The organism is Pectobacterium sp. S5 (assembly GCF_051707265.1).
Classification (GTDB): Bacteria; Pseudomonadota; Gammaproteobacteria; order Enterobacterales; family Enterobacteriaceae; genus Pectobacterium; species Pectobacterium polare.
Window position 1 is genome coordinate 459,656 of sequence record NZ_JAULSZ010000001.1, and the last position, 20,621, is coordinate 480,276.

At 52.2% G+C, this 20,621-nt stretch carries 19 protein-coding genes; 10 read left to right on the top strand and 9 right to left on the bottom strand.

What is annotated here, in order from left to right:
• Positions 1-265: 265 nt before the first annotated feature.
• Complete coding sequence (gene deoC, locus QWJ20_RS02100; RefSeq protein ID WP_433991724.1) at positions 266-934, top strand: deoxyribose-phosphate aldolase; 669 nt, start codon at positions 266-268, stop codon at positions 932-934.
• A gap of 32 nt (positions 935-966) precedes the next feature.
• Entirely contained in the window at positions 967-1,740 is a 774-nt protein-coding gene (gene deoR / locus QWJ20_RS02105) for a DNA-binding transcriptional repressor DeoR (RefSeq protein ID WP_110163059.1), read from the top strand.
• On the opposite strand, the gene QWJ20_RS02110 is transcribed toward deoR, so the two are convergent.
• The 4 genes from QWJ20_RS02110 to QWJ20_RS02125 all read right to left on the bottom strand — a co-directional run bounded on the left by QWJ20_RS02110 (position 1,737) and on the right by QWJ20_RS02125 (position 5,823).
• A complete protein-coding gene (locus QWJ20_RS02110) occupies positions 1,737-2,942 on the bottom strand; it encodes a serine hydrolase (RefSeq protein ID WP_043901850.1) in 1,206 nt (401 codons plus the stop codon). The two genes, deoR and QWJ20_RS02110, sit on opposite strands and share 4 nt — an antisense overlap.
• 285 nt (positions 2,943-3,227) lie before the next feature.
• Complete coding sequence (locus QWJ20_RS02115; RefSeq protein WP_014915042.1) at positions 3,228-3,887, bottom strand: methionine ABC transporter permease; 660 nt, start codon at positions 3,885-3,887, stop codon at positions 3,228-3,230.
• Positions 3,880-4,896 carry a methionine ABC transporter ATP-binding protein gene (locus QWJ20_RS02120; protein WP_180789524.1) on the bottom strand — a complete coding sequence of 339 codons (1,017 nt, stop codon included), beginning with the start codon at positions 4,894-4,896 and terminating at the stop codon, positions 3,880-3,882. The genes QWJ20_RS02115 and QWJ20_RS02120 overlap by 8 nt, the downstream gene beginning before the upstream one ends.
• Positions 4,897-4,977: 81 nt before the next feature.
• Positions 4,978-5,823, bottom strand: a complete 846-nt coding sequence (locus QWJ20_RS02125; protein WP_205550884.1) for a MetQ/NlpA family ABC transporter substrate-binding protein — start codon at positions 5,821-5,823, stop codon at positions 4,978-4,980.
• A 143-nt stretch (positions 5,824-5,966) separates the two neighbouring features.
• On the opposite strand from QWJ20_RS02125, the gene QWJ20_RS02130 reads away from it, so the two are divergent.
• Positions 5,967-6,584: a glutathione S-transferase family protein gene (locus QWJ20_RS02130; RefSeq protein WP_127156869.1), complete on the top strand. Its 618-nt coding sequence runs from the start codon at positions 5,967-5,969 to the stop codon at positions 6,582-6,584.
• Positions 6,585-6,778: 194 nt separating this feature from the next.
• Here the strand turns inward: QWJ20_RS02130 and QWJ20_RS02135 are convergent, their stop codons facing one another.
• Positions 6,779-7,945, bottom strand: a complete 1,167-nt coding sequence (locus QWJ20_RS02135; RefSeq protein WP_433991725.1) for a PQQ-dependent sugar dehydrogenase — start codon at positions 7,943-7,945, stop codon at positions 6,779-6,781.
• A gap of 222 nt (positions 7,946-8,167) precedes the next feature.
• On the opposite strand from QWJ20_RS02135, the gene rimO reads away from it, so the two are divergent.
• Positions 8,168-9,481: a 30S ribosomal protein S12 methylthiotransferase RimO gene (rimO, locus tag QWJ20_RS02140; RefSeq protein ID WP_109412757.1), complete on the top strand. Its 1,314-nt coding sequence runs from the start codon at positions 8,168-8,170 to the stop codon at positions 9,479-9,481.
• Between the two features lie 182 nt (positions 9,482-9,663).
• Positions 9,664-10,443 (top strand): outer membrane permeability protein SanA, encoded by a 780-nt coding sequence (gene sanA, locus QWJ20_RS02145; RefSeq protein WP_095699194.1) that lies wholly within the window; start codon positions 9,664-9,666, stop codon positions 10,441-10,443.
• A 9-nt stretch (positions 10,444-10,452) separates the two neighbouring features.
• Here the strand turns inward: sanA and yeiB are convergent, their stop codons facing one another.
• The 3 genes from yeiB to QWJ20_RS02160 form a co-directional block, all read right to left on the bottom strand.
• Complete coding sequence (gene yeiB / locus QWJ20_RS02150; protein ID WP_433991726.1) at positions 10,453-11,628, bottom strand: DUF418 domain-containing protein YeiB; 1,176 nt, start codon at positions 11,626-11,628, stop codon at positions 10,453-10,455.
• Between the two features lie 136 nt (positions 11,629-11,764).
• A complete protein-coding gene (gene folE, locus QWJ20_RS02155) occupies positions 11,765-12,427 on the bottom strand; it encodes a GTP cyclohydrolase I FolE (protein ID WP_005967317.1) in 663 nt (220 codons plus the stop codon).
• 326 nt (positions 12,428-12,753) lie between these two features.
• Entirely contained in the window at positions 12,754-14,436 is a 1,683-nt protein-coding gene (locus QWJ20_RS02160; protein ID WP_433991727.1) for a methyl-accepting chemotaxis protein, read from the bottom strand.
• Positions 14,437-15,138: 702 nt separating this feature from the next.
• Between QWJ20_RS02160 and ptrR the strand changes: the two genes are divergently transcribed.
• From ptrR to QWJ20_RS02185, 5 genes are all read left to right on the top strand, one after another.
• A complete protein-coding gene (gene ptrR, locus QWJ20_RS02165) occupies positions 15,139-16,029 on the top strand; it encodes a putrescine utilization regulator PtrR (RefSeq protein ID WP_433991728.1) in 891 nt (296 codons plus the stop codon).
• A gap of 113 nt (positions 16,030-16,142) precedes the next feature.
• Entirely contained in the window at positions 16,143-17,264 is a 1,122-nt protein-coding gene (locus QWJ20_RS02170; protein ID WP_161529211.1) for an S-(hydroxymethyl)glutathione dehydrogenase/class III alcohol dehydrogenase, read from the top strand.
• Positions 17,265-17,306: 42 nt separating this feature from the next.
• Positions 17,307-18,152, top strand: coding sequence for an S-formylglutathione hydrolase (gene fghA, locus QWJ20_RS02175; protein WP_039485562.1), 846 nt, complete (start codon positions 17,307-17,309; stop codon positions 18,150-18,152).
• Between the two features lie 199 nt (positions 18,153-18,351).
• Positions 18,352-18,996, top strand: coding sequence for a glutathione S-transferase family protein (locus QWJ20_RS02180; protein ID WP_433991729.1), 645 nt, complete (start codon positions 18,352-18,354; stop codon positions 18,994-18,996).
• Positions 18,997-19,209: 213 nt separating this feature from the next.
• Positions 19,210-19,422, top strand: coding sequence for a KTSC domain-containing protein (locus tag QWJ20_RS02185; protein WP_039275478.1), 213 nt, complete (start codon positions 19,210-19,212; stop codon positions 19,420-19,422).
• Positions 19,423-19,507: 85 nt separating this feature from the next.
• On the opposite strand, the gene QWJ20_RS02190 is transcribed toward QWJ20_RS02185, so the two are convergent.
• The gene (locus QWJ20_RS02190) at positions 19,508-20,596 is read right to left on the bottom strand and encodes an oxidoreductase (RefSeq protein WP_174868197.1); all 1,089 of its coding nucleotides are present in this window, start codon (positions 20,594-20,596) and stop codon (positions 19,508-19,510) included.
• Positions 20,597-20,621 lie beyond the last annotated feature (25 nt).

Genomic DNA, 20,621 nt, shown 5'->3' on the forward strand with positions numbered 1-20,621 from the left:
GCCACTGCTTTTCTTTGATTCCCCTTATTGAGGGGCCCATCGTTCCCGCCTTTCAGGTTCAAGAACGATGGGCGTTTTCTTTTCTGCTCTACGTTAGCCAAAACACCTCCTCTTCTCACTCTTCATGCATCCGCTATCACATTCACTTCATTTTTTGTTATTAAAATAACAAAAATTAATTTTATTGTTATTTTTGTGACATAAAAATCATTGAGTGTCATAATCACGCTATCTGATTTCTTATCTCCACCTCCAAGGATTTACCATGACTGACTACGCACGCTATATCGACCACACACTGTTGGCAGCCAATGCCACCGAACAGCAAATCGTGACCCTGTGCGATGAAGCGATCGCTCACCGTTTTTATGCCGTCTGTGTTAACTCAGGTTACGTTCCCCTCGTAGCCGAAAAGCTGAAAGGCACAGAAGTACAGGTATGCTCTGTTATCGGTTTCCCTCTTGGTGCAGGCCTGACATCCAGCAAAGCTTTTGAAGCGAAAGCGGCGATTGATGCCGGTGCACAGGAAATCGATATGGTGATTAACGTCGGCTGGCTGAAAAGCGGGAATGTTGCCGCCGTCAAAGCGGATATTCAGGCCGTGCGTGAGGTTTGCGCCGCTATACCGTTGAAGGTAATATTGGAAACCTGTCTGCTTGATGACGAACAGATTATCCTGGTGTGTGAAATGTGTCGTCAGTTGGATGTCGCGTTCGTCAAAACGTCTACCGGTTTCAGCACCGGCGGCGCACGTGAAGAACACGTTCGACTGATGCGTAGCACCGTCGGCAGCGACATGGGTGTCAAAGCATCCGGCGCGGTTCGCGATCGCCAAACGGCACAGCGTATGATTGAAGCAGGCGCCACACGTATCGGCACCAGTTCAGGCGTCGCTATCGTTTCAGGTGAAGCTGCCGCAGCAGGAAACTACTAACAACAAAAAATAGCTTACTAGCAGGGAATTTTATGGAAACGCGGCGCGACGAACGAATCGGCAGACTGGCTCAGGCATTAAAGAAAACCGATAAACTCCATCTTAAAGACGCCGCACAGCTACTCGGCGTCTCCGAGATGACCGTGCGCCGCGATCTGAATGCCGATTCCACCAGCGTCATGCTGCTCGGCGGCTACGTGGTTAGCGACCTGAAGAATAACGGTGTCACGAACTATTTTGTCTCCGACCAGCAGAGCAAGCACGTAAGAGAGAAGCAGGCTATCGGTACTGCGGCTGCCTATCTGGTGGAAGCAAACGATACCGTTTTTTTCGACTGTGGCACCACGATTCCTTTCATCATTGATGCCATTCCTGATGAGTTGCCCTTTACCGCGATTTGCTATTCCCTGAACACCTTTTTAGCACTACAGGAAAAAAAGGCGTGCAGAGTGATTTTGTGCGGCGGGGAATACCATCCAGATAACGCGATTTTTACCCCGCTCAACCAGCGAAGCGAGCTGGACAACGTCTGTCCGAACAAAGCCTTTATCTCTGCGGCGGGTATCGAACTGACTGCGGGTGCCACCTGCTTTAACTTTGCCGAACTGGGCATGAAGCAACGCGCGATGGCAACCGCACAGCGAATCATTCTAGTGGCGGACAGCAGCAAGTTCGGTCAGATTAAACGCGCCTGTATTGGCCCGATGACGCTGTTTGATACCGTCATTTCCGACAGCGCCCCGAGCGACGCCTACTTACGTTATTTTTCCAACAACGGCATTCAGTTAATCCACCCCGGAAATTAACTGAATAGTCCACCGAACCACTGCTGCACCTTCATCACCACCGTATCCCAGAGGCGGCTAAAGAAACCGGCCTCGGGGATATCATCCATCGCGACTAGTTCGCGCTGTCCGATGCTCTTGCCGTCCAGTTGGAAGTCGATAGTGCCGACAACCTGATTTTTGGTCAGTGGTGCGGCAAGCTGTGGCTGATTTAGCGTAAAGCTGGCCTTCAGGTTTTTCATTTGCCCTTTCGGGATGGTCAGCGCAGCATCCTGTGCGACGCCGAGTCGTGCCTCTTTCTCAGTACCAAACCAGACCCGCTGCGTAGTAAAAGGCGCATCCGTCTTAATAGGCGTTACCGTTTCGAAAAAGCGGAAGCCCCAGGTGAGCAGTTTTTCACTTTCACGGAAGCGAATGGCATCTGTTTGCGCCCCCAGCACCACGGAAATCAGGCGCATATTGCCTTCGGTGGCCGAGGCCACCAGATTGTGCCCCGCTCCGTTGGTGTGGCCGGTTTTCACACCGTCCACATTCAGGTTAGTGCTCCACAGCAGACGGTTACGATTAGGCTGGCGAATGTTATTGAAGGTGAACTCTTTTTCCTTGTGCAACGCGTATTCTTCCGGCACATCGCGAATCAGTGCCTGCCCTAACAGCGCCATATCACGTGCGGTGCTGTACTGCCCCGGCGCATCGAGACCGTGCACGGTCCGAAAATTCGTATTCGTCAGGTTAAGTGCCTTCGCATAATTGTTCATCAGGCTAACGAACGCATCCTGACTACCCGCGACGTAATCCGCCAACGCGATGCTGGCATCATTGCCTGACTGAATGACAATGCCTTTATTTAACTCAGAAACAGGGATACGGTCGCCCGGCTTAAGAAACATCAGCGACGAGCCACGCAGCGCCGGATTGCCGGTTGCCCAGGCATCTTTTCCGACTGTCACTTCATCCGTCGGACGAATTTTACCGGATTTGATCGCCTGCCCAATCACATAGCTCGCCATAATTTTTGTCAGGCTGGCAGGATCAAGACGCTCATCAGCATTGCTTTCCGCCAGCACTTTACCGCTGTGGTGATCGATCAGGATATAGGCTTTAGCATCAATCTGCGGCACCGCTGGCAACTGTTCCGCATAGGTGAATGGCACTAGACCAACAAGCAATACCGTACCTACAGAGAAAGACGTGAGTCTGGTCAGGAAAGGAGTTGTTTTCATGAGTTCGCCGCGATATCCATCAGTCGTTAAAAATTCTTAATTTTCAATATGTTTTGAAAACTTTAGTAACATATAAAGGTAACGCGTCATCTCTGGGATGAAAACCGTTCCTTCTGTAAAGATAGTCAAAGAAATGAAAGCTTCTAAAAAAACGCAGATAAAAAAAGGACTTAGGAGAAATTAAGGAATGTCTGAAAATGCAGGCGGCAGGACTACCAGAAAAATAGCGGATAGCACGAGGGACATAACAGCGTAGCTTCCCTCGTGCCAGTGATGGACATTCCCTTAGCGGCGTTCGCGCTTATCTGCACGTTTTGACAGCCAGTCACCCAGCGTCTGTACCACCTGTACCAGAATAACCAGCGCAATAACGGTAATCACCATTACCTCGGTTTCATAGCGGTAATAGCCGAAGCGGATCGCCAAATCCCCCACCCCGCCACCGCCGACAATTCCTGCCATCGCCGAATAGCCAATGAGGCTCACTAGCGTGATCGTCAGGCCACGCAATAGTCCCGCTTTCGCCTCTGGCAGCAGCACCGTGCCGATAATACGCATCGGGCTGGCTCCAAATGCTTCGGCCGCTTCTACGATACCGGGGTCGATTTCACGCAGCGCGCTATCCACCAAACGCGCATAAAACGCGATCGCGGCGACCGACATCGGCACCGCCGCCGCTACAGGCCCAATCGTATTGCCTAAGAGACACTGCGTCAGCGGTAGCAGTAAGACCAGCAGAATCACGAAAGGAATAGAACGGATGATATTCACCAGTACCGTGCCAAACAGATAAACAGCGCGGTTTTGCCAGAACAGGTTCCTGTCGGTGACGTAAATCAGCAACCCCAACGGTAAACCACCAATCACGGCAAGCAGCGTGGAGATCCCCACCATCTGGAACGTTTCGCCAAACGCCGCGACCAGATCGATCCATAAATCAGCCATGCAGCACCTCCACGTTCGCCGTTCTTACCTGAATATGTGCCACGGCTTCGGTCACTTTTTCGGGGTCGGATGGATGAGCCAGTAGCGCGACGAGGATACCTAGCGCACGATTACCAATGTATTCGATCTTGCCGTGCAGAATGTTAACGGACACGCCAAAGCGCATCGCCACGTCCGACAGCACGGGTTGCTCCGCCGATTCGCCAACAAACAGAATCTTCAGTAGTGTGCCCTGCAAATCCACCAGCAAGCGAGGCGGCAATGCAAGATCGAGCGTGTGGGATACCAGTTGACGCGTAAATGCGTGCTGTGGCGTCGCAAAGATATCGAAAACATCACCCTCTTCTACAACCTGCCCGCCCGTCATTACCGCCACGCGATCGCACACGGCCTTAATCACGCTCATCTCATGAGAAATCAGCACGATGGTAATGCCCAGTGTCTCGTTAATCTCTTTCAGCAGCGCCAGAATAGCGGCTGAGGTTTCCAGATCGAGCGCCGACGTTGGCTCATCGCACAGTAATACTTCGGGATCGTTGGCAATGGCTCTGGCGATACCTACACGCTGTTTCTGTCCGCCGCTGAGCTGTGCCGGATAAGACGACGCTTTATCCGCCAACCCTACCACGTTCAGGATTTCCGGCACGCGCGCCGCGATAGCCGCACTGGATTTCCCTGCGGCTTTCAGGCTGAACGCCACGTTTTCCGCCACGGTACGCGTCTGCATCAGGTTGAAATGCTGAAAGATCATGCCAATTTTCTGTCGCTGTTCCCGCAGCGGCTGCCCCGCTAATTCGCTGATGAGCACGCCATTGACGAGCACGCGACCCGCAGTCGGTCGCTGCAAGAGATTAATGGTCCGCAGCAGCGTGCTTTTCCCCGCGCCGCTGGTGCCGACAATCCCGTAGACCTCGCCCCGTTGGATGTGCAACGACACGTTGTCTACCGCGAGATTTTCTGGTTGCTTCCCTTGTGAGAAGTCAACGCTTACCCCTTCTAGCTGAATCATTATCCGCAAACTCCTGGCCTGAGCGGAAAAGAAGAAAGCCGGTCATAGACCGGCCAAAAGATATTCTGTGTAGCCTAAAACTTACTGTGCGGGCGCTGGCGTTTTCGCCTGCATCCACTCTGGTTTCTGGAACTGGCTATACATCAACGCAGGATCGTTGATCACCGCAGCATACGCCGGTGATTCCACAATCGCTTTGGTATCTTTAACAAATGGCTTATCGAGATCGTCGGTACGCACAGCAATAATATTTTTTAGGTTTTCATCCAGCGTTTCCAGCTTGATAGCCGATGACAGTTTCATTCCGGACGCCAGCGCAAAATTACCGTTCACCAGCGATGCCGTCACGCTATCCAGCGTACGGGGTAACTGCGCTGCTTCCATCGGTTTGAAGACCAAGCCGCGCGGGTTTTCAAGAATATCTTTCTCCGATGCTTTGGTCGGATCGATATCAGCTTTGATCGTAACCAACCCTATCGATTGCAGGAAACGCAGACCACGCGCCAGATTGGTAGCGTCGTTAGAGAGCGTGACCACGTCTCCTTTTTTCAGCTCATCCAGCGATTTGATTTTCTTCGAGTAGAAGCCCATGCTGGCTGTCGGTACGGTAATCAGCGGGGAGATTTTTAACCCTTTATCGGCGGCGAATTTTTCCAGATACAGCGTATGCTGGAAGAGGTTGGCATCAATGCTGCCGTTGGCCAGCGCCAGATTGGGCTGAACGTAATCGCTGAATTCACGCACGACAACCTTGTAGCCTTTTTTCACCAGCTCAGGTTTGATGGCCAGATTCACCATGTCACCATACGGCCCGGGTGCTACGCCAAACGTGATCGTCTGTGGATCGCTGCTGGCCAGCGCCAGTTGCATCCCCGCAGCAAGCAGTGTGATGCCGAGGGCGGCGCGAACAGAATGCGTTAATTTCATTGTGTAACTTTCCTGTCTGAATGTAACTTGCTGTCATTATTAAGAATGACAAGTTAAATCATAAAGACTAAAAAGGCATATCATTATTTCTCATCGGCTGTCGCGGATAATCGGGACAGGCTTCACGAAGAAAGGGGGCAACTATGATAACGATTTGGGGTCGTGATAACTCGACCAACGTAAAGAAAGTCCTGTGGTGTGCGGAAGAACTTGCACTGCCTTATCAGCATATTGCGGCGGGCGGACAATTCGGTCTTAACCATGAGGTCGATTATCTGGCGATGAATCCTAATGGCCTCATCCCGTGTTTGCGGGACGACGATCTGGTGCTGTGGGAATCCAATACCATCGTCCGTTATCTGGCGGCACAGTACGGTCAGGATTCGCTGTATATTGCCGATGCAGGCAAACGCGCCAGTGCCGAAAAATGGATGGACTGGGCGACATCCTTCGCCGTGTCTTTCGGGCCAGTATTTATTAATATAGTCCGCGTCGCACCGGAAAAACGCGATATGGCATTGGTCCAGAAAGGCATCGCCGAATGCGAACGTCTGTTCGATATTGTTGATACCGTCCTGGCTAATCAGCCGTGGCTATCTGGCGATCAATTTGGCGTTGGCGACATTCCGTTAGGCTGTATTGCTTACGGCTGGCTGAATATGCCGATTGAGCAGCAGCTACATCCTCATCTGGAACGCTGGTACCAGCAACTCACCGAGCGTCCGGCGTATCAGAAACACGTCATGATTCCACTGTCTTAAGGTGAGAGGTTGCTGACAAAGACTGTCGAGCGGTAGTAACGGATAGATCGTAAAGACGCTGTGAACACCTCCCTGTGCGCTCGGCTTGCGCCATCCCTGGCGCAAACGCTTTACTCTTCTATTCCGTTAATACCGTCTTCGTTCCGCAAATAGATTTTTCACAGTCTGGCAGGCACCGTAAGGTGCCTGATTTCTTACTCCAACCCGACTTTCAGCAATTTGCCATTGTCGTGATCGGTCAACAAATAGAGGTAGCCGTCTGGCCCCAGTCTTACGTCGCGGATGCGTTCACCGCGATCGCCCAGCAAGCGCTCTTGGGACGCGACTTTGTCGCCATCAAGCGTCAACCGAATCAGGTTCTTCTCTGCTAGCGCACCGATAAAGACGGAATTTTTCCACTGCGGGAAACGGTCGCTGTTATAGAAGGCCATTCCGCTGATGCCCGGTGACTTTTCCCAGTAAAAATCAGGATTCACCATACCGGCGATCTCTTTTCCTTTCGCTTCTGGAATCTTCAGTCCGGAATAGTTAATGCCATGCGTTGCAATCGGCCAGCCGTAATTTTCGCCCGCTTTGGGAATGTTGATTTCATCGCCGCCTTTCGGGCCATGCTCATTTTCCCACAGCACGCCAGACCACGGATTAATCGCCAATCCCTGCGGATTACGATGTCCGTAAGACCAGATTTCCGGTCGTGCGTTAGGCGTATTCACAAACGGGTTATCGGATGGCACCTTACCATCTGCGGTCAGGCGAACAATTTTGCCCTGTAATTTATCCAGATCTTGTGCGGTCGGGCGTTCGTTGTTTTCGCCCAGTGCGATAAACAGGTGCCCTTGTCGATCAAAGGCCAGCTTGCCGCCGAAATGGTTACCCGTCGATAGCTTCGGTTCCTGACGGAAGAAGACGGTGAAATTTTCTAACCGCTTATTATCCTCGGAGAGTTTACCGTAGCCGACAGCGGTTCCCGCTTTACCCTCGCTCCCCTCTTCGGCAAAGCTCAGGTAGATGCGTCGATTCTGCGCAAAATCCGGCGATAGTGCGACTTCCAGCAATCCGCCCTGAGATTTAGCAAAGACCTTCGGTACACCAGTTATCGGTGCAGACAGCGCGCTGCCCGCTTTCCATAAGCGTAAATTCCCAGCGCGTTCCGTAATCAGAATTCCCTGATCTTCCGGCAAAAACGCTAATGACCACGGGTGATCCAGCTTATCCTGCAATTCCGTCACTTTCGGTTCCGCCGCCAAGATCTGGCTGGAAAACAGCAGCGTTGCGCTAAGCAGCAGCCAATGTGGCGCAGCAGAAAATCGTCGTAACAGGGTGTGTGAAGCAGAATTGCGAGGCATCAGGCGATAGGGCATAGCGTTGTCTCCATCCAACAAAAGTCCTGTAAATTTAGGCGGCAGGCCGTGTTTGTGCAAAAAAACGGGGCAAGGTTTACATTTATTGAAGAAATCGGTCATTAGAAACGTCATCTCCACAGCGATAAAATGCTGAGTTTTACACCACTGACTATAAGGATAATCAACTATGGTGTAGAATCCTCCGGTTTTTATTTTCTGTTTATTTTGTGAGCGAATAATATGCAACAACCACGTATCGGCTTTGTTTCCCTCGGTTGCCCGAAAAACCTCGTCGACTCCGAGAGGATTCTGACCGAACTGCGTACTGAAGGTTATCAGGTCGTCCCACGTTATGACGATGCTGAACTGGTGATCGTCAATACCTGTGGTTTTATTGACAGCGCCGTACAAGAGTCGCTGGAAGCCATCGGCGAAGCGCTGAATGAGAACGGTAAAGTCATCGTAACAGGCTGTCTGGGTGCCAAAGAAAACCAAATACGCGAAGTGCACCCCAAGGTTCTGGAAATTACCGGTCCGCACAGCTACGAGCAGGTGCTGTCGCACGTGCATCAATACGTCCCAAAACCAACACACAACCCGTTTACCAGCCTGGTTCCCGAGCAGGGAGTCAAACTCACGCCGCGCCATTACGCCTATCTGAAAATTTCAGAAGGCTGTAACCACCGCTGTACGTTCTGCATCATCCCTTCTATGCGTGGCGATTTGGACAGCCGTCCAATCGGTTCGGTGTTGGATGAAGCGAAACGTCTGGTGGATGCCGGAGTAAAAGAGCTGCTGGTGATTTCTCAGGACACCTCAGCGTACGGCGCGGATGTGAAGCAGCGTACCGGCTTTTGGAACGGGCAACCGGTCAAAACCAGTATGGTCAGCCTGTGTGAGCAACTGGCATCGCTGGGCGTGTGGGTGCGCCTGCACTATGTCTATCCGTATCCACACGTAGACGATGTGATCCCGTTAATGGCAGAAGGCAAAATCCTGCCTTATCTGGATATTCCGCTCCAGCACGCCAGCCCGAAAATTCTCAAGCTGATGAAACGCCCGGGTGCAGTAGAAAGAACGCTGGAGCGCATTAAGCGCTGGCGCGAAATCTGCCCAGACTTAACGCTGCGTTCTACCTTTATTGTCGGCTTCCCAGGCGAAACGGAAGAAGATTTCCAGATGCTGCTCGACTTCCTGACAGAAGCCAAGCTTGACCGCGTGGGCTGCTTTAAATTCAGCCCGGTCGAAGGCGCGTCGGCAAATGAATTGCCGGATCAGGTGCCGGAAGAGATCAAAGAAGAGCGTTTCCACCGCTTCATGCAGCTTCAGCAGGCGATTTCTACCCAGCGTTTGCAGGATAAAATTGGCCGTGAAGTGCTGGTGCTGATCGATGAAATCGACGAAGAAGGTGCAATTGGTCGCAGCATGGCCGATGCCCCTGAGATTGACGGTGCAGTTTACCTGAACGGCGAAACCGATGTGAAAGTCGGTGATATCGTTAAAGTGAAAGTCGAACACGCAGACGAGTACGATCTGTGGGGTAGCCGAGTTTAACGATCCCATTACGCCAGCTTTTCTGCCCGAAAGGCTGGCGTTTTATTTTTACGCCATCTCGCCCCGAACGCTGAAAATTCAATCAATAAACCGCCTGTTCCTCGCCTTCGTCTTGCGTCCCCCGGTCAGGTAAAGTAGCCTTGGGGCATGATTAATCTACTCGCCTTACCTGAGGCATAAGCATGTGGAAACGCCTGACATTCGGTTTGTTAGCCCTCATTGGCGTGCTGCTGCTCTCTGCTTTTGCCCTCGATCGTTGGATCAGCTGGAAAACCGCGCCATTTATTTACGATGAGCTTCAGACCTTGCCGAAACGTCAGGTTGGCGTCGTATTGGGGACAGCGAAATACTACCGTACCGGCGTAATCAATCAGTATTACCTGTTCCGCATGCAAGGGACGATTAACGCTTACAACAGCGGTAAAGTCAGCTATCTGCTATTAAGCGGTGATAACGCGCTACAAAGTTACAATGAACCAATGACGATGCGTCGTGATTTGATCGCCGCAGGCGTTCCGCCTTCAGATATCGTGCTGGACTATGCGGGGTTCCGTACGCTGGATTCCATTATCAGGACGCGCAAGGTATTTGATACCAACGATTTCACCATCATCACGCAGCGTTTCCACTGCGAACGTGCGCTATTCATCGCGCTGCACCTTGGCATTCAGGCACAGTGTTACGCCGTGCCCTCCCCGAAAAATATGATGACCGTGCGGGTTCGTGAGTTTGGTGCTCGTTTGGGCGCACTGTTCGACCTGTATATCCTTAAACGCGAACCACGCTTTTTAGGGCCTCAGGTGCCGATTCCCGCTGAGCATACCATTCCAGACGATGCCCCAGATTATCCTGCCGTCCTGCCGGAACAGGTACTCCCAGCGCCAGGACATCAGGCTAAACCGGAGCAACCAGCAACAACCGAGCCCGAATCCGAACCGCACCACGAACAGGCCGCACCGTAGCGTCTTTCTCTACGCCGTTTTCCCTATCGCATTGGTGAGTGTGCGCCATAACCATTCAAGCGGCCCCTGACGAAAATAGCGCAGCCAGTAGTGAGAGAAAACCAGATTGACGATCCAAATAGCGGGAACCAGTGCCAGCAGTTGCAGACGGCTGAGCGCCATAAACAGGCCAAGCTGATTAAACAACGCGACGCAAATCAGCGTTTGCAGCAAATAGTTGGTTAACGCCATGCGCCCGACATCCGTAATCCAGTACGTGATGCGCCATTGGCACAGCGTGGCCCAGAAGCCATAACACAGCGCCAGATACCCTATCGCCTGCAAAGGTGAACTCAGCTCGCGCGGAATCTGCAATAGCAGTCCGCTCCAGCGATATTCCCAGTCCACCAGCCACTGCCCCACTACACCAATGCTGTTAATTGCCACACCCAGCGGAATCAACCACAGCGCAACCTTACGATAGTGTGCCGTACTGAATTCACCTTTCAGCCATCCGCTGCGCATCAACCCTGCCCCCAGCAGCATCGATCCCGCCAGCAGCCAGCCATACTGCACACCCAGCGACAACAGGCTTTCCGTGAGCAGATCGACGCGATTACTCCACGCTTCCGGCCCGCCTAACGCCCGCCAGTAGGCTTCATAGGCGATATCCGCCATGCCCGGCAGCCAAAATCGTCCCGGTTGCAGGCTCAAAATCTGGCTCAGCACAAACAGTACGCCGATGCCCACCAGATACAGAATCGCCCCGGTCCGCATTAACAACCGGCTACTTTCCGCATGACGAATCATGCCGTAACACACCAGTCCAATCAGCGCATAGTCGAGTAAAATGTCGCCATCCCACAGGAAAATGGCATGAATAAGCCCAATGATCATCAACCAGAACAGACGTGCATGTACCCAGCGTTTCCCCCGCGACAGCAGCAGCTGTAAACCTGCACCAAACAGAAGAGAAAACAGCGTCAGAAATTTTGCCTGCGCAAGCAGATCCATCGCCGCCCAGGTTAAGACATCAGACAGCGTGGGTTCCCCTTGCCAGGCAGGATTCAGGTAGGCCGCATGCGGTAAACCAAATGCCGTAATATTCAGCAGTAAAATGCCCAAGATGGCGACGCCGCGCGCAAAATCCAGCGCAACGATCCGTGAGGGTGGCGAATGAGGTGACGGTATAGTGTGAGAAGGCATACAAATTACATTTTCAAATCATCGAAGTAGCGATTGTATGCACATACAGAGAAAAAGCGAAGATGCTTGCTGATTTGGCGATGACCGATTTGACGATGACGAAGCGTATTTTCTTCATCATCGTCAATAAGAGGGCTTAATTGTGGTGACGTACCGCGCGCAAGAATTCCTGACGCGTATTTTGGCTGGATTTAAACAGCCCACCGAGCGATGTCGTGGTCGTCGCGCTGGTCGCATCACGAATGCCGCGAGCCTTCACGCAGTAGTGCACCGCATCAATCGAGACCGCAACGTTGTTGGTTCCCAACAGCGTTTGTAGCGCAACCAGAATCTGCTGCGTTAAGCGTTCCTGCACCTGAGGGCGCTGAGAGAAAAACTGGACGATCCGGTTGAGCTTCGACAAGCCGATGACGCCATCTTTCGGAATATACGCTACCGTCGCTTTTCCATCGATCGTCACGAAATGGTGTTCGCAGGTGCTGGTCAGCGTGATGTCCCGTACGGTGACCATTTCATCGACCTTCATTTTGTTTTCAATGATGGTGATTTTGGGGAAATTGGCGTAGTCCAAGCCGGAGAATATTTCATCAACGTACATTTTAGCGATACGAGTCGGTGTTTCAGCCAGGCTGTCATCGCTCAGATCGAGACTCAGCAAATTCATAATTTCCGTCATATGCTCGGCAATACGTTGCTTACGCGTATCCCGATCCAACAACGCCCCGCGCAGCGGCGTTTCCAGACCGCGTGCCAGCAGCGCTTCGTGCACCATAACGGCTTCTTTACTTAGTGATGACATTATTATTCTCCTGCAGGTGTAACTATGCCTATCGCTCTATCACGGCCTTGGTCAGACCCTAGCGCCGTCAACACTCTAGTTGAGAGAGTCACGATTATCCAGCGATTGTATGTCATGATTGTTGAAATAGATTCAAGTTATCAAGCGTGGCGGATATGCCTGTACGCAGTAACAAGGTCGAATCATATGCACAAAAAAACGCCTGTTCAGACTTAACTATTCAGTGATAAATAAAAAAGCACCGGGAGGATACCCCAGTGCTTTTAACGATAAATCACCTGATTTTTGCGGCTGTCAGCGCCCTGACGCCGCGTGTTGTCGGGTTATCAGAAGGTTTCCCAGTTATCGTTCGCGTTGCCTTTTTTACCGCCAGCGGCGGCTAATAACATCGGCTTCTGTACTGCTGATGCGCTCTCCGCCAGATGCTTCTGAGGACGACGAGGGGCATCTGCGGCCGACAGTTGGAATACCGATACAGCTTCAGTTAACTGACGGGCCTGATCTTCGAGCGATGCAGCAGCGGCGGCAGATTCCTGTACCAGTGCGGAGTTCTGCTGTGTGACGCCATCCATCTCGGTAACAGCCTGACCAATCTGGGTAATACCACGGCTCTGTTCATCCGATGCAGAGGCGATTTCGCCCATCAGATCGTTCACTCGGGTAATGGCGGAAATGATGGAATCCATCGCTTCGCCGGTTTGTGTAACCTGATTCGAACCCACGTTGATACGTGCAACCGATTCGGTGATCAGGCTTTCAATTTCTTTCGCTGCCTGCGCGCTGCGCTGCGCCAGATTACGAACTTCACCCGCAACCACCGCAAAACCACGCCCTTGTTCACCGGCTCTGGCGGCTTCTACGGCTGCGTTCAACGCCAGAATATTGGTCTGGAAGGCAATGCCGTTAATTACACTGGTGATATCGGCAATTTTCTTCGAGCTGGTCGTAATACTTGCCATCGTCGCCATCACATCTGCCGTGACGTCGCCGCCTTTTTTCGCCGCAACAGAAGCGTCCTGCGCCAGCTTGGTAGCCTGATGGACGTTATCGGCATTCTGTTTCACCGTCGCGCTCAACTCTTCCATACTGGCAGCGGTCTGCTCCAGTGCGGCGGCCTGCTGTTCGGTACGTGCGGACAGATCGTTGTTGCCGCTTTTAATTTCGCTTGAGCCCTGATGAATCGATGCAGAACTGTCGCGGATGATGGAAACGGTATTAACCAAACTTCCCTGCATCTCTTTCAGGTAAGGAATCAGCTGTCCGGCACAGTTGCGGCCAAACTCTTCAAGCGGGTGACCAAGCTGCCCAGCAGCCAGAACCTGGAAATAGCCTTTGATCATATTCAACGGCTTGACCAGATAGTGAACCAGATAGCGATCCGTCAACAGCAGGATAAGCAACCCAATAACCGCCGCACCCAGCAGAATACGATTACTCCAGTCAACCAGGCCGTAGACCTCGCTCATCGACGCCTCTGACGACGACATAATTGCAGTCTGGTATTTATCCATATTCGCGCCAAACGCCACGCTCAGCGGTGGGTAGGTTTTACGGAAAAGCTGACGAAAATCCTCTTGACGATTCTCACGCGCAGCGTTCAGCATCGGCGTCAACCCGTTATCCAATATCTGGGTCCACGCGGCGATCATATTGTCTGCCGTTTCTTTATCGACGCCGACATGCCCAACGGCTTTAAACGCAGCCAGTTGATCTGACGTGTTTTTAAATGCGGTGGTTGCTGCCGTAAATACTTTTTCTGCTTCCGCAGTTTCGCCTGTTTGCTGGAAATCCATAGAACGCAATAAGCGAGTAACCGTACGAAAATACTGGTCATTGCCTTTTACCAACATCTCTACGTTTTTACGCTGAGTTTCGCCGGATTCCAATAGTTTGGTCATGCTGTTTAATGAGGTGGTGGTAAAGAAAGACGCTCCACCCCATACAATCAGAAACAGACCCAATATTGTTAAAAGCATTGCCCTGATGGTGATATTTTTTAAAAAATTCACAGAAGACTCCTATAAATTATCTGGCGATTTTCCTCTGCGCTTTCTGCAAGACAGCCGCACATTTTTAATTGGAAATACGCCGGGTGTTACGTCATTTAATGAAGAGCAGAGGCTCTCATTAGTTAGAGTTATTTTCCTTTAATGACAAAAAGACACACTTCCTTACAATAATGATAAAGCATTCCTACCATACATTAACATTATCGGCACTTTAGGCGGGCACTTTACGCCTTCCCATCAACAAATGCGATAAAAATGAAGAATTGCGATAGTTTCTAGCTATTGCTCCGATACAACAATTTATCTTCACATTTAACTGTTTATTTTAATTATCTATTTATTTCCACGCTTCCGCTATGCGTCAGGATAAAATACGGTTTTATTTTTCTGTGATTATTCTTATTTTTTCATTCTGCCCTATTCATTAGAAAATATGCCCCTATTCGAGGTAATAGTTGATTGTGGTGCTATTAATTCCGGCCGCGATCATTTTATCGCTTTCTTCTCTTTCTAATCTCCCCACTATTAATCCTGATGATAATTACGTCCGTCATTTTTATCATTCAGAGCACATCTCATCACGCGGGTTTACGTTACGTTCACATCAGTGTGGCGTAAGCCAGTTGCGAAATGCGCTGCTTGCCGCTACACTTCACAAAAAGTGAACAATCAAACACCAGTTCATTACGAAAAGAGAAAGATATGGATTTGACCCAGTTGCGCATGTTCTGCCTCGTTGCCGAAACGGGTTCCGTCGCGCGCGCCGCAGAGCAGCTTCATCGGGTACCCTCCAATCTGACCACGCGGTTGCGCCAGTTGGAACTGGAACTGGGCACCGATCTGTTTATCCGTGAGAAACAGCGCTTGCGCCTGTCCCCTATTGGGCACAATTTCTTATGTTATGCACAGCGTATTCTAGCTCTCAGTGAGGAAGCGATCAGCATGACGCGCACGGGGGAACCCGCTGGTAACTTCGCGCTCGGCTCGATGGAAAGCACTGCGGCAACCCGTTTGCCTACGCTATTAGCGGCTTACCATCAGCGTTACCCCAACGTTTCGCTATCCCTGAATACCGGTACATCCGGGGAAATCATCGAACGTGTGCGGGCGGGAACGCTGGCTGCCGCGTTAGTCGATGGGCCCGTCGTCTACGATGAGCTGAATGGGTGTTCATGTTTTGCGGAACGATTAGTGCTGATATCTGACCCTGCACACGCGCCGATTACCCATGCGCGGGATGCCATCAACGATACGTTGTTTGCTTTCCGCCCCAGCTGTTCTTATAGAAAGCGCCTTGAGAACTGGTTCCGGCAGGATGGCGTGGTGCCCGGTACTATCATGGAAATCCACTCATACCATGCCATGCTTGCCTGTGTCGCCAGCGGCGCCGGGCTCGCCATGCTCCCGTATGCCGTCCTCGAATCACTGCCCGCAGGCACGCGCGTTCAGGTGCATGAATTACCGCCCGACATCGCCGCTGCGTCCACCTGGCTCGTCTGGCGACGCGACGCCTTTGGCCCGAATGTCGAGGCGCTTAAAAAGCTCATTATTGAACAGGGCAGCAGTATTGAACCACCCGCTCCGTCGGAATGAACCCTTTATTGCCGATGAACGACCCTTTTCACGAGAGGACGACACAGCGATCAATGCCACGTCCTATCATTTAATTTACAACCCATAACGGAATGCCATTAGGAGTCACCACCATGCAAATGATTAAAACCCGCGCCGCCATCGCCTGGGGTCCAAACCAGCCACTGTCGGTTGAAGAAGTGGACCTGATGCCACCGCAGAAAGGTGAAGTGTTGGTGCGCATCGTCGCAACTGGCGTATGCCACACTGACGCCTACACGCTGTCCGGCAAAGATCCTGAAGGCGTGTTCCCAGCGATTCTTGGCCATGAAGGCGGCGGGATTGTTGAAGCCATCGGGGAAGGCGTGACCAGCGTTGCCGTTGGCGATCATGTTATTCCGCTATACACCCCAGAATGTGGCGAATGTAAATTCTGCCGCTCCGGCAAAACCAACCTGTGTCAGGCTATTCGCTCCACGCAGGGTAAAGGTTTGATGCCAGACGGCACCACCCGCTTCTCCAAAAACGGCCAGCCGATTTTCCATTACATGGGCACATCCACCTTCGCAGAGCACACCGTTGTGCCTGAGATTTCACTGGCGAAAGTGAATAAAGAAGCACCGCTGGAAGAAGTCTGCCTGCTGGGCTGTGGCGTCACCACCGGGATGGGTGCCGTGCTGAATACTGCAAAAGTGAAAGCGGGCGATACGGTTGCGATTTTCGGCCTTGGCGGCATTGGTCTGTCAGCGATTATCGGTGCGCAAATGGCCGGTGCCGGACGCATCATCGGTATCGATCTCAACACCAGCAAATTCGATCTGGCGCGTAAACTGGGTGCTACCGATCTGATCAACCCGAAAGATTACGATAAGCCGATTCAGGACGTCATCGTTGAACTGACCGATGGCGGCGTGGACTTCTCCTTCGAGTGTATCGGTAACGTCAATGTCATGCGTTCCGCGCTAGAGTGCTGTCATAAAGGCTGGGGTGAATCCATCATCATCGGCGTGGCAGGTGCTGGCGAAGAAATCGCAACCCGTCCGTTCCAACTGGTTACCGGTCGCGTATGGCGCGGTTCTGCCTTCGGCGGCGTGAAAGGCCGTAGCGAGCTGCCAGGCATTGTCGATCGTTACCTGAAAGGTGAATTCCCGCTGAATGACTTCATCACCCACACCATGGGGCTGGACGACATCAACACCGCATTCGATTTAATGCACGAAGGCAAATCGATTCGCTCTGTGATTCATTTCGGTTAATTGCACTACTGTCAGGAACAGAATAAAGGAGGCTGTACAGCGATGACTTCATCACTGGAACTGCTGGAAGAACACCGTATGTTTGGCGGCTGGCAACAGCGCTACCGCCATGTGTCAGAAACGCTGAACACATCGATGACGTTCAGCATTTATCTGCCACCAACACAGGATGACACACCGCCGCCCGTGCTTTACTGGCTGTCTGGGTTAACCTGCAACGACGAAAACTTTACGACGAAAGCCGGTGCGCAGCGCGTTGCCTCCGAGCTGGGTCTGGTGCTGGTCATGCCGGACACCAGCCCGCGCGGCGATGGCGTAGCAGACGACGCGGGGTACGATCTGGGTCAGGGTGCAGGATTCTACGTGAATGCCACGCAAGCGCCTTGGGCAGCACACTACCGGATGTATGACTACATCAGCAGCGAATTACCAGCGCTGATCCAGCAGCATTTTAACGTGAACGGCCGTCAGTCCATCAGTGGACATTCGATGGGCGGGCACGGTGCACTGATGCTGGCACTACGCAACCCGGATCAATTCCTGTCTGCGTCAGCGTTCGCACCGATCGTTAACCCAAGTCAGGTTCCCTGGGGTCGCAAGGCGCTTACCGCCTACCTCGGCGAGGATGAAACGCAGTGGTTGCAGTATGATAGCTGCCATTTGCTGGCAAATAGCCAGAAGAAGCTGCCCATGTTGGTCGATCAGGGCGACTGCGATCAGTTCCTCCCCGATCAGCTACAACCGGCGAAACTGGAAGCACTGGCAAGCCAGTATGACTGGCCGCTGACGCTGCGGACCCAGTCTGGCTATGACCATAGCTATTTCTTCATCGCCAGTTTCATCGAAGATCACCTGCGCTTCCACGCTCAGTATTTATTGGAAGAATAGGTGTTTGCCGAATAGCGGTTGGCTCAAACAGCGCAACGAATAATGAGCTATGCTCATCTAGCTGATAACAGCACTCGGGGATAGATACCTACGGTTCCCGAGTGCTATTTCCCTTCTCTATTACAGCAAATCACAGTAAAAACGATCACACCTGCCCGTGCTGAATGACGGAACCAAGACAAACAAAAAGGAAACCTTGATGATACACGTTCATCACCTCGAGAAATCCCGTTCAACCCGCGTGACCTGGCTGCTGGAAGAGCTGGGCGTTGATTATGAAATCATTCGCTACGCTCGTGATCCAAAAACGTTTAGCGCCCCGGCATCACTTAAACAAATCCACCCGTTAGGGAAATCGCCAGTGATTACCGATGGCGAACTGACGATTGCCGAATCCGGGGCCATTGTGGAATACCTGATTGAGACTTACGGCAACGGCAGACTCCGCCCACAGAGCGGGCAAGCGCTGTTGGATTATCGCTTCTGGCTGCATTTCGCGGAAGGTTCCCTCATGCCGCTGCTGGTGATGCGTTTAGTCTTGGCGAAAACAGAATCCGCGCCGATGCCATTTTTCGTCCGCCCCATCGCACGCAAAATTGTACAAAGCATCGAGCAGGCCTTTATTGTGCCGCGGTTGACGACGCAGCTTCAGTTCATCGAACAGCATTTGAGTAAACAAGACTGGTTTGCGGGAGAATCGCTCAGCGGTGCCGATATCCAAATGGCCGTCCCGCTGGTTTTGGCGAAAACGCGTTTGGATTTCAGCCACTACCCGCACATCAAGCAATACATTGAGCGGATAGAAAGCCAGCCAGCTTTTCAGCGTGCTCTCGCTCAGGATTAACAATCCGATCGGGATATCACCTCATCGACAACAACAAACAAAGCGGGTCGATGGGCGACAGAGCAAGAATTCTGTGAGCGTTTACTGATTATTCATGAACTGATAACGATATGCTGTTGTTTACCCCCGATATACTTCGAGCTATAACACGATATAGCTAAAAAGGTGGTATACCGTCAGGATGCGGCATTGATACGTTGGGAGTGATTAATTTTGCAGAGAAAGCGAGTTTCATCAACAGAGTTGTTTTCAGTCGGATACGATGCAGAAAAAAGCCAATTGGAAGTCGAATTGCTAAACGGGAGCATCTATCTCTACAGCGGCGTAGCACGCATGATTTATGAAGAGCTGATGGCAAGCAAGACGAAGTACCGTTACTACGCCAGCTTTATCAAAAATTCATTCCCCTACGAGAAAACGCAGTAGTCCTTAAAGATAAGGAATCGTTTTTAAAGATAAAAATAGTCTTCAAGGGCGGAGATGATTCTCCGCCGCTTCTTTCCCCACCGATTTATTTCCCAATAGACTCAACGGTGTTAAATGCCGCCAGCAGGACCTCTTCATTGAGCGTCAACGGCAGATAATGAATAGATTCCCCCGCCTGCAAGGTGCGGGCAATAACCGCCTGAAGCGCGGCGCGATCGTGAATATCCACATCCAGCGCGGCCAGCGAGGTCGGCAAACCAAACGCCTTAAACGCCTCCTTCAACTGGAGCAGCGTGTCGCTATCCCCTAACAAGGCGCTCTGCACCAGGATGCCATAAGCCACTTTGGTGCCGTGCAGGAAACGTTCGGTTTGTGGCAACACCGTCAAACCGTTATGCACCGCATGCGCCGCCGCCACGCGGGTATAGCGCTCTCCCAACCCGCCAACCATGCCGCCACCGGCAATGATCGCATCGACGACATCCAGAAAATCCTGCGTCAATTCGCCACGCTCGACGGCTTCCAGCGCCGCTGCACTTTGTTGCAGCAACACATTACGGATATCCAGCGCAGCCTGTAAGCCCAGCCGAACAGAAAGCGGCAGCGTTTCCGGCTGAGGACTGAGAACGACGGCTTCATACCACTTCGCCAGCGTATCACCGACGCCAGCCAGCAGGTATTCCACCGGTGCCGCCAGCATAATCCGCGGTTCCACCAGCACCAGATGGTTCGCATCAGTGAAAATCTCGAAGCGCAGCGCCTGTCCGGCATCGTTATACCACACGGACAGCGGCGTCCAGGCCGCACAGGTCGCCGCAATAGTCGGGATTGCCACCAGCGGCACGCCGATATGACGCGCGGCGACCTTTGCAGTATCCAGCACCGCCCCGCCGCCGACGCCAATGACGACCTGACATTCATCGCCCGCTTGCGCGACCAGTTTTGCCACTTCCCCTTCGCTGCAATGCGCACCAAACTGCACGCGGCGGGCTGAAGGCGCATCGAATTCGGCCGGTAAATACGGTCGAGCCGCGGCAATCGCCCGCTCGCCGTAGATCCACAGCGCGTTTTTCAGTACATCCGGTGGATAAAACTCCAGCAGCTTATCGATAGCGCCAGGGAAAGAGAAATAGTTAGCAGGGCCAACCTGTACGCGGACTGTCGTTGTGTGCATGTTTGAATCTTCCTCGCCGCGCCCT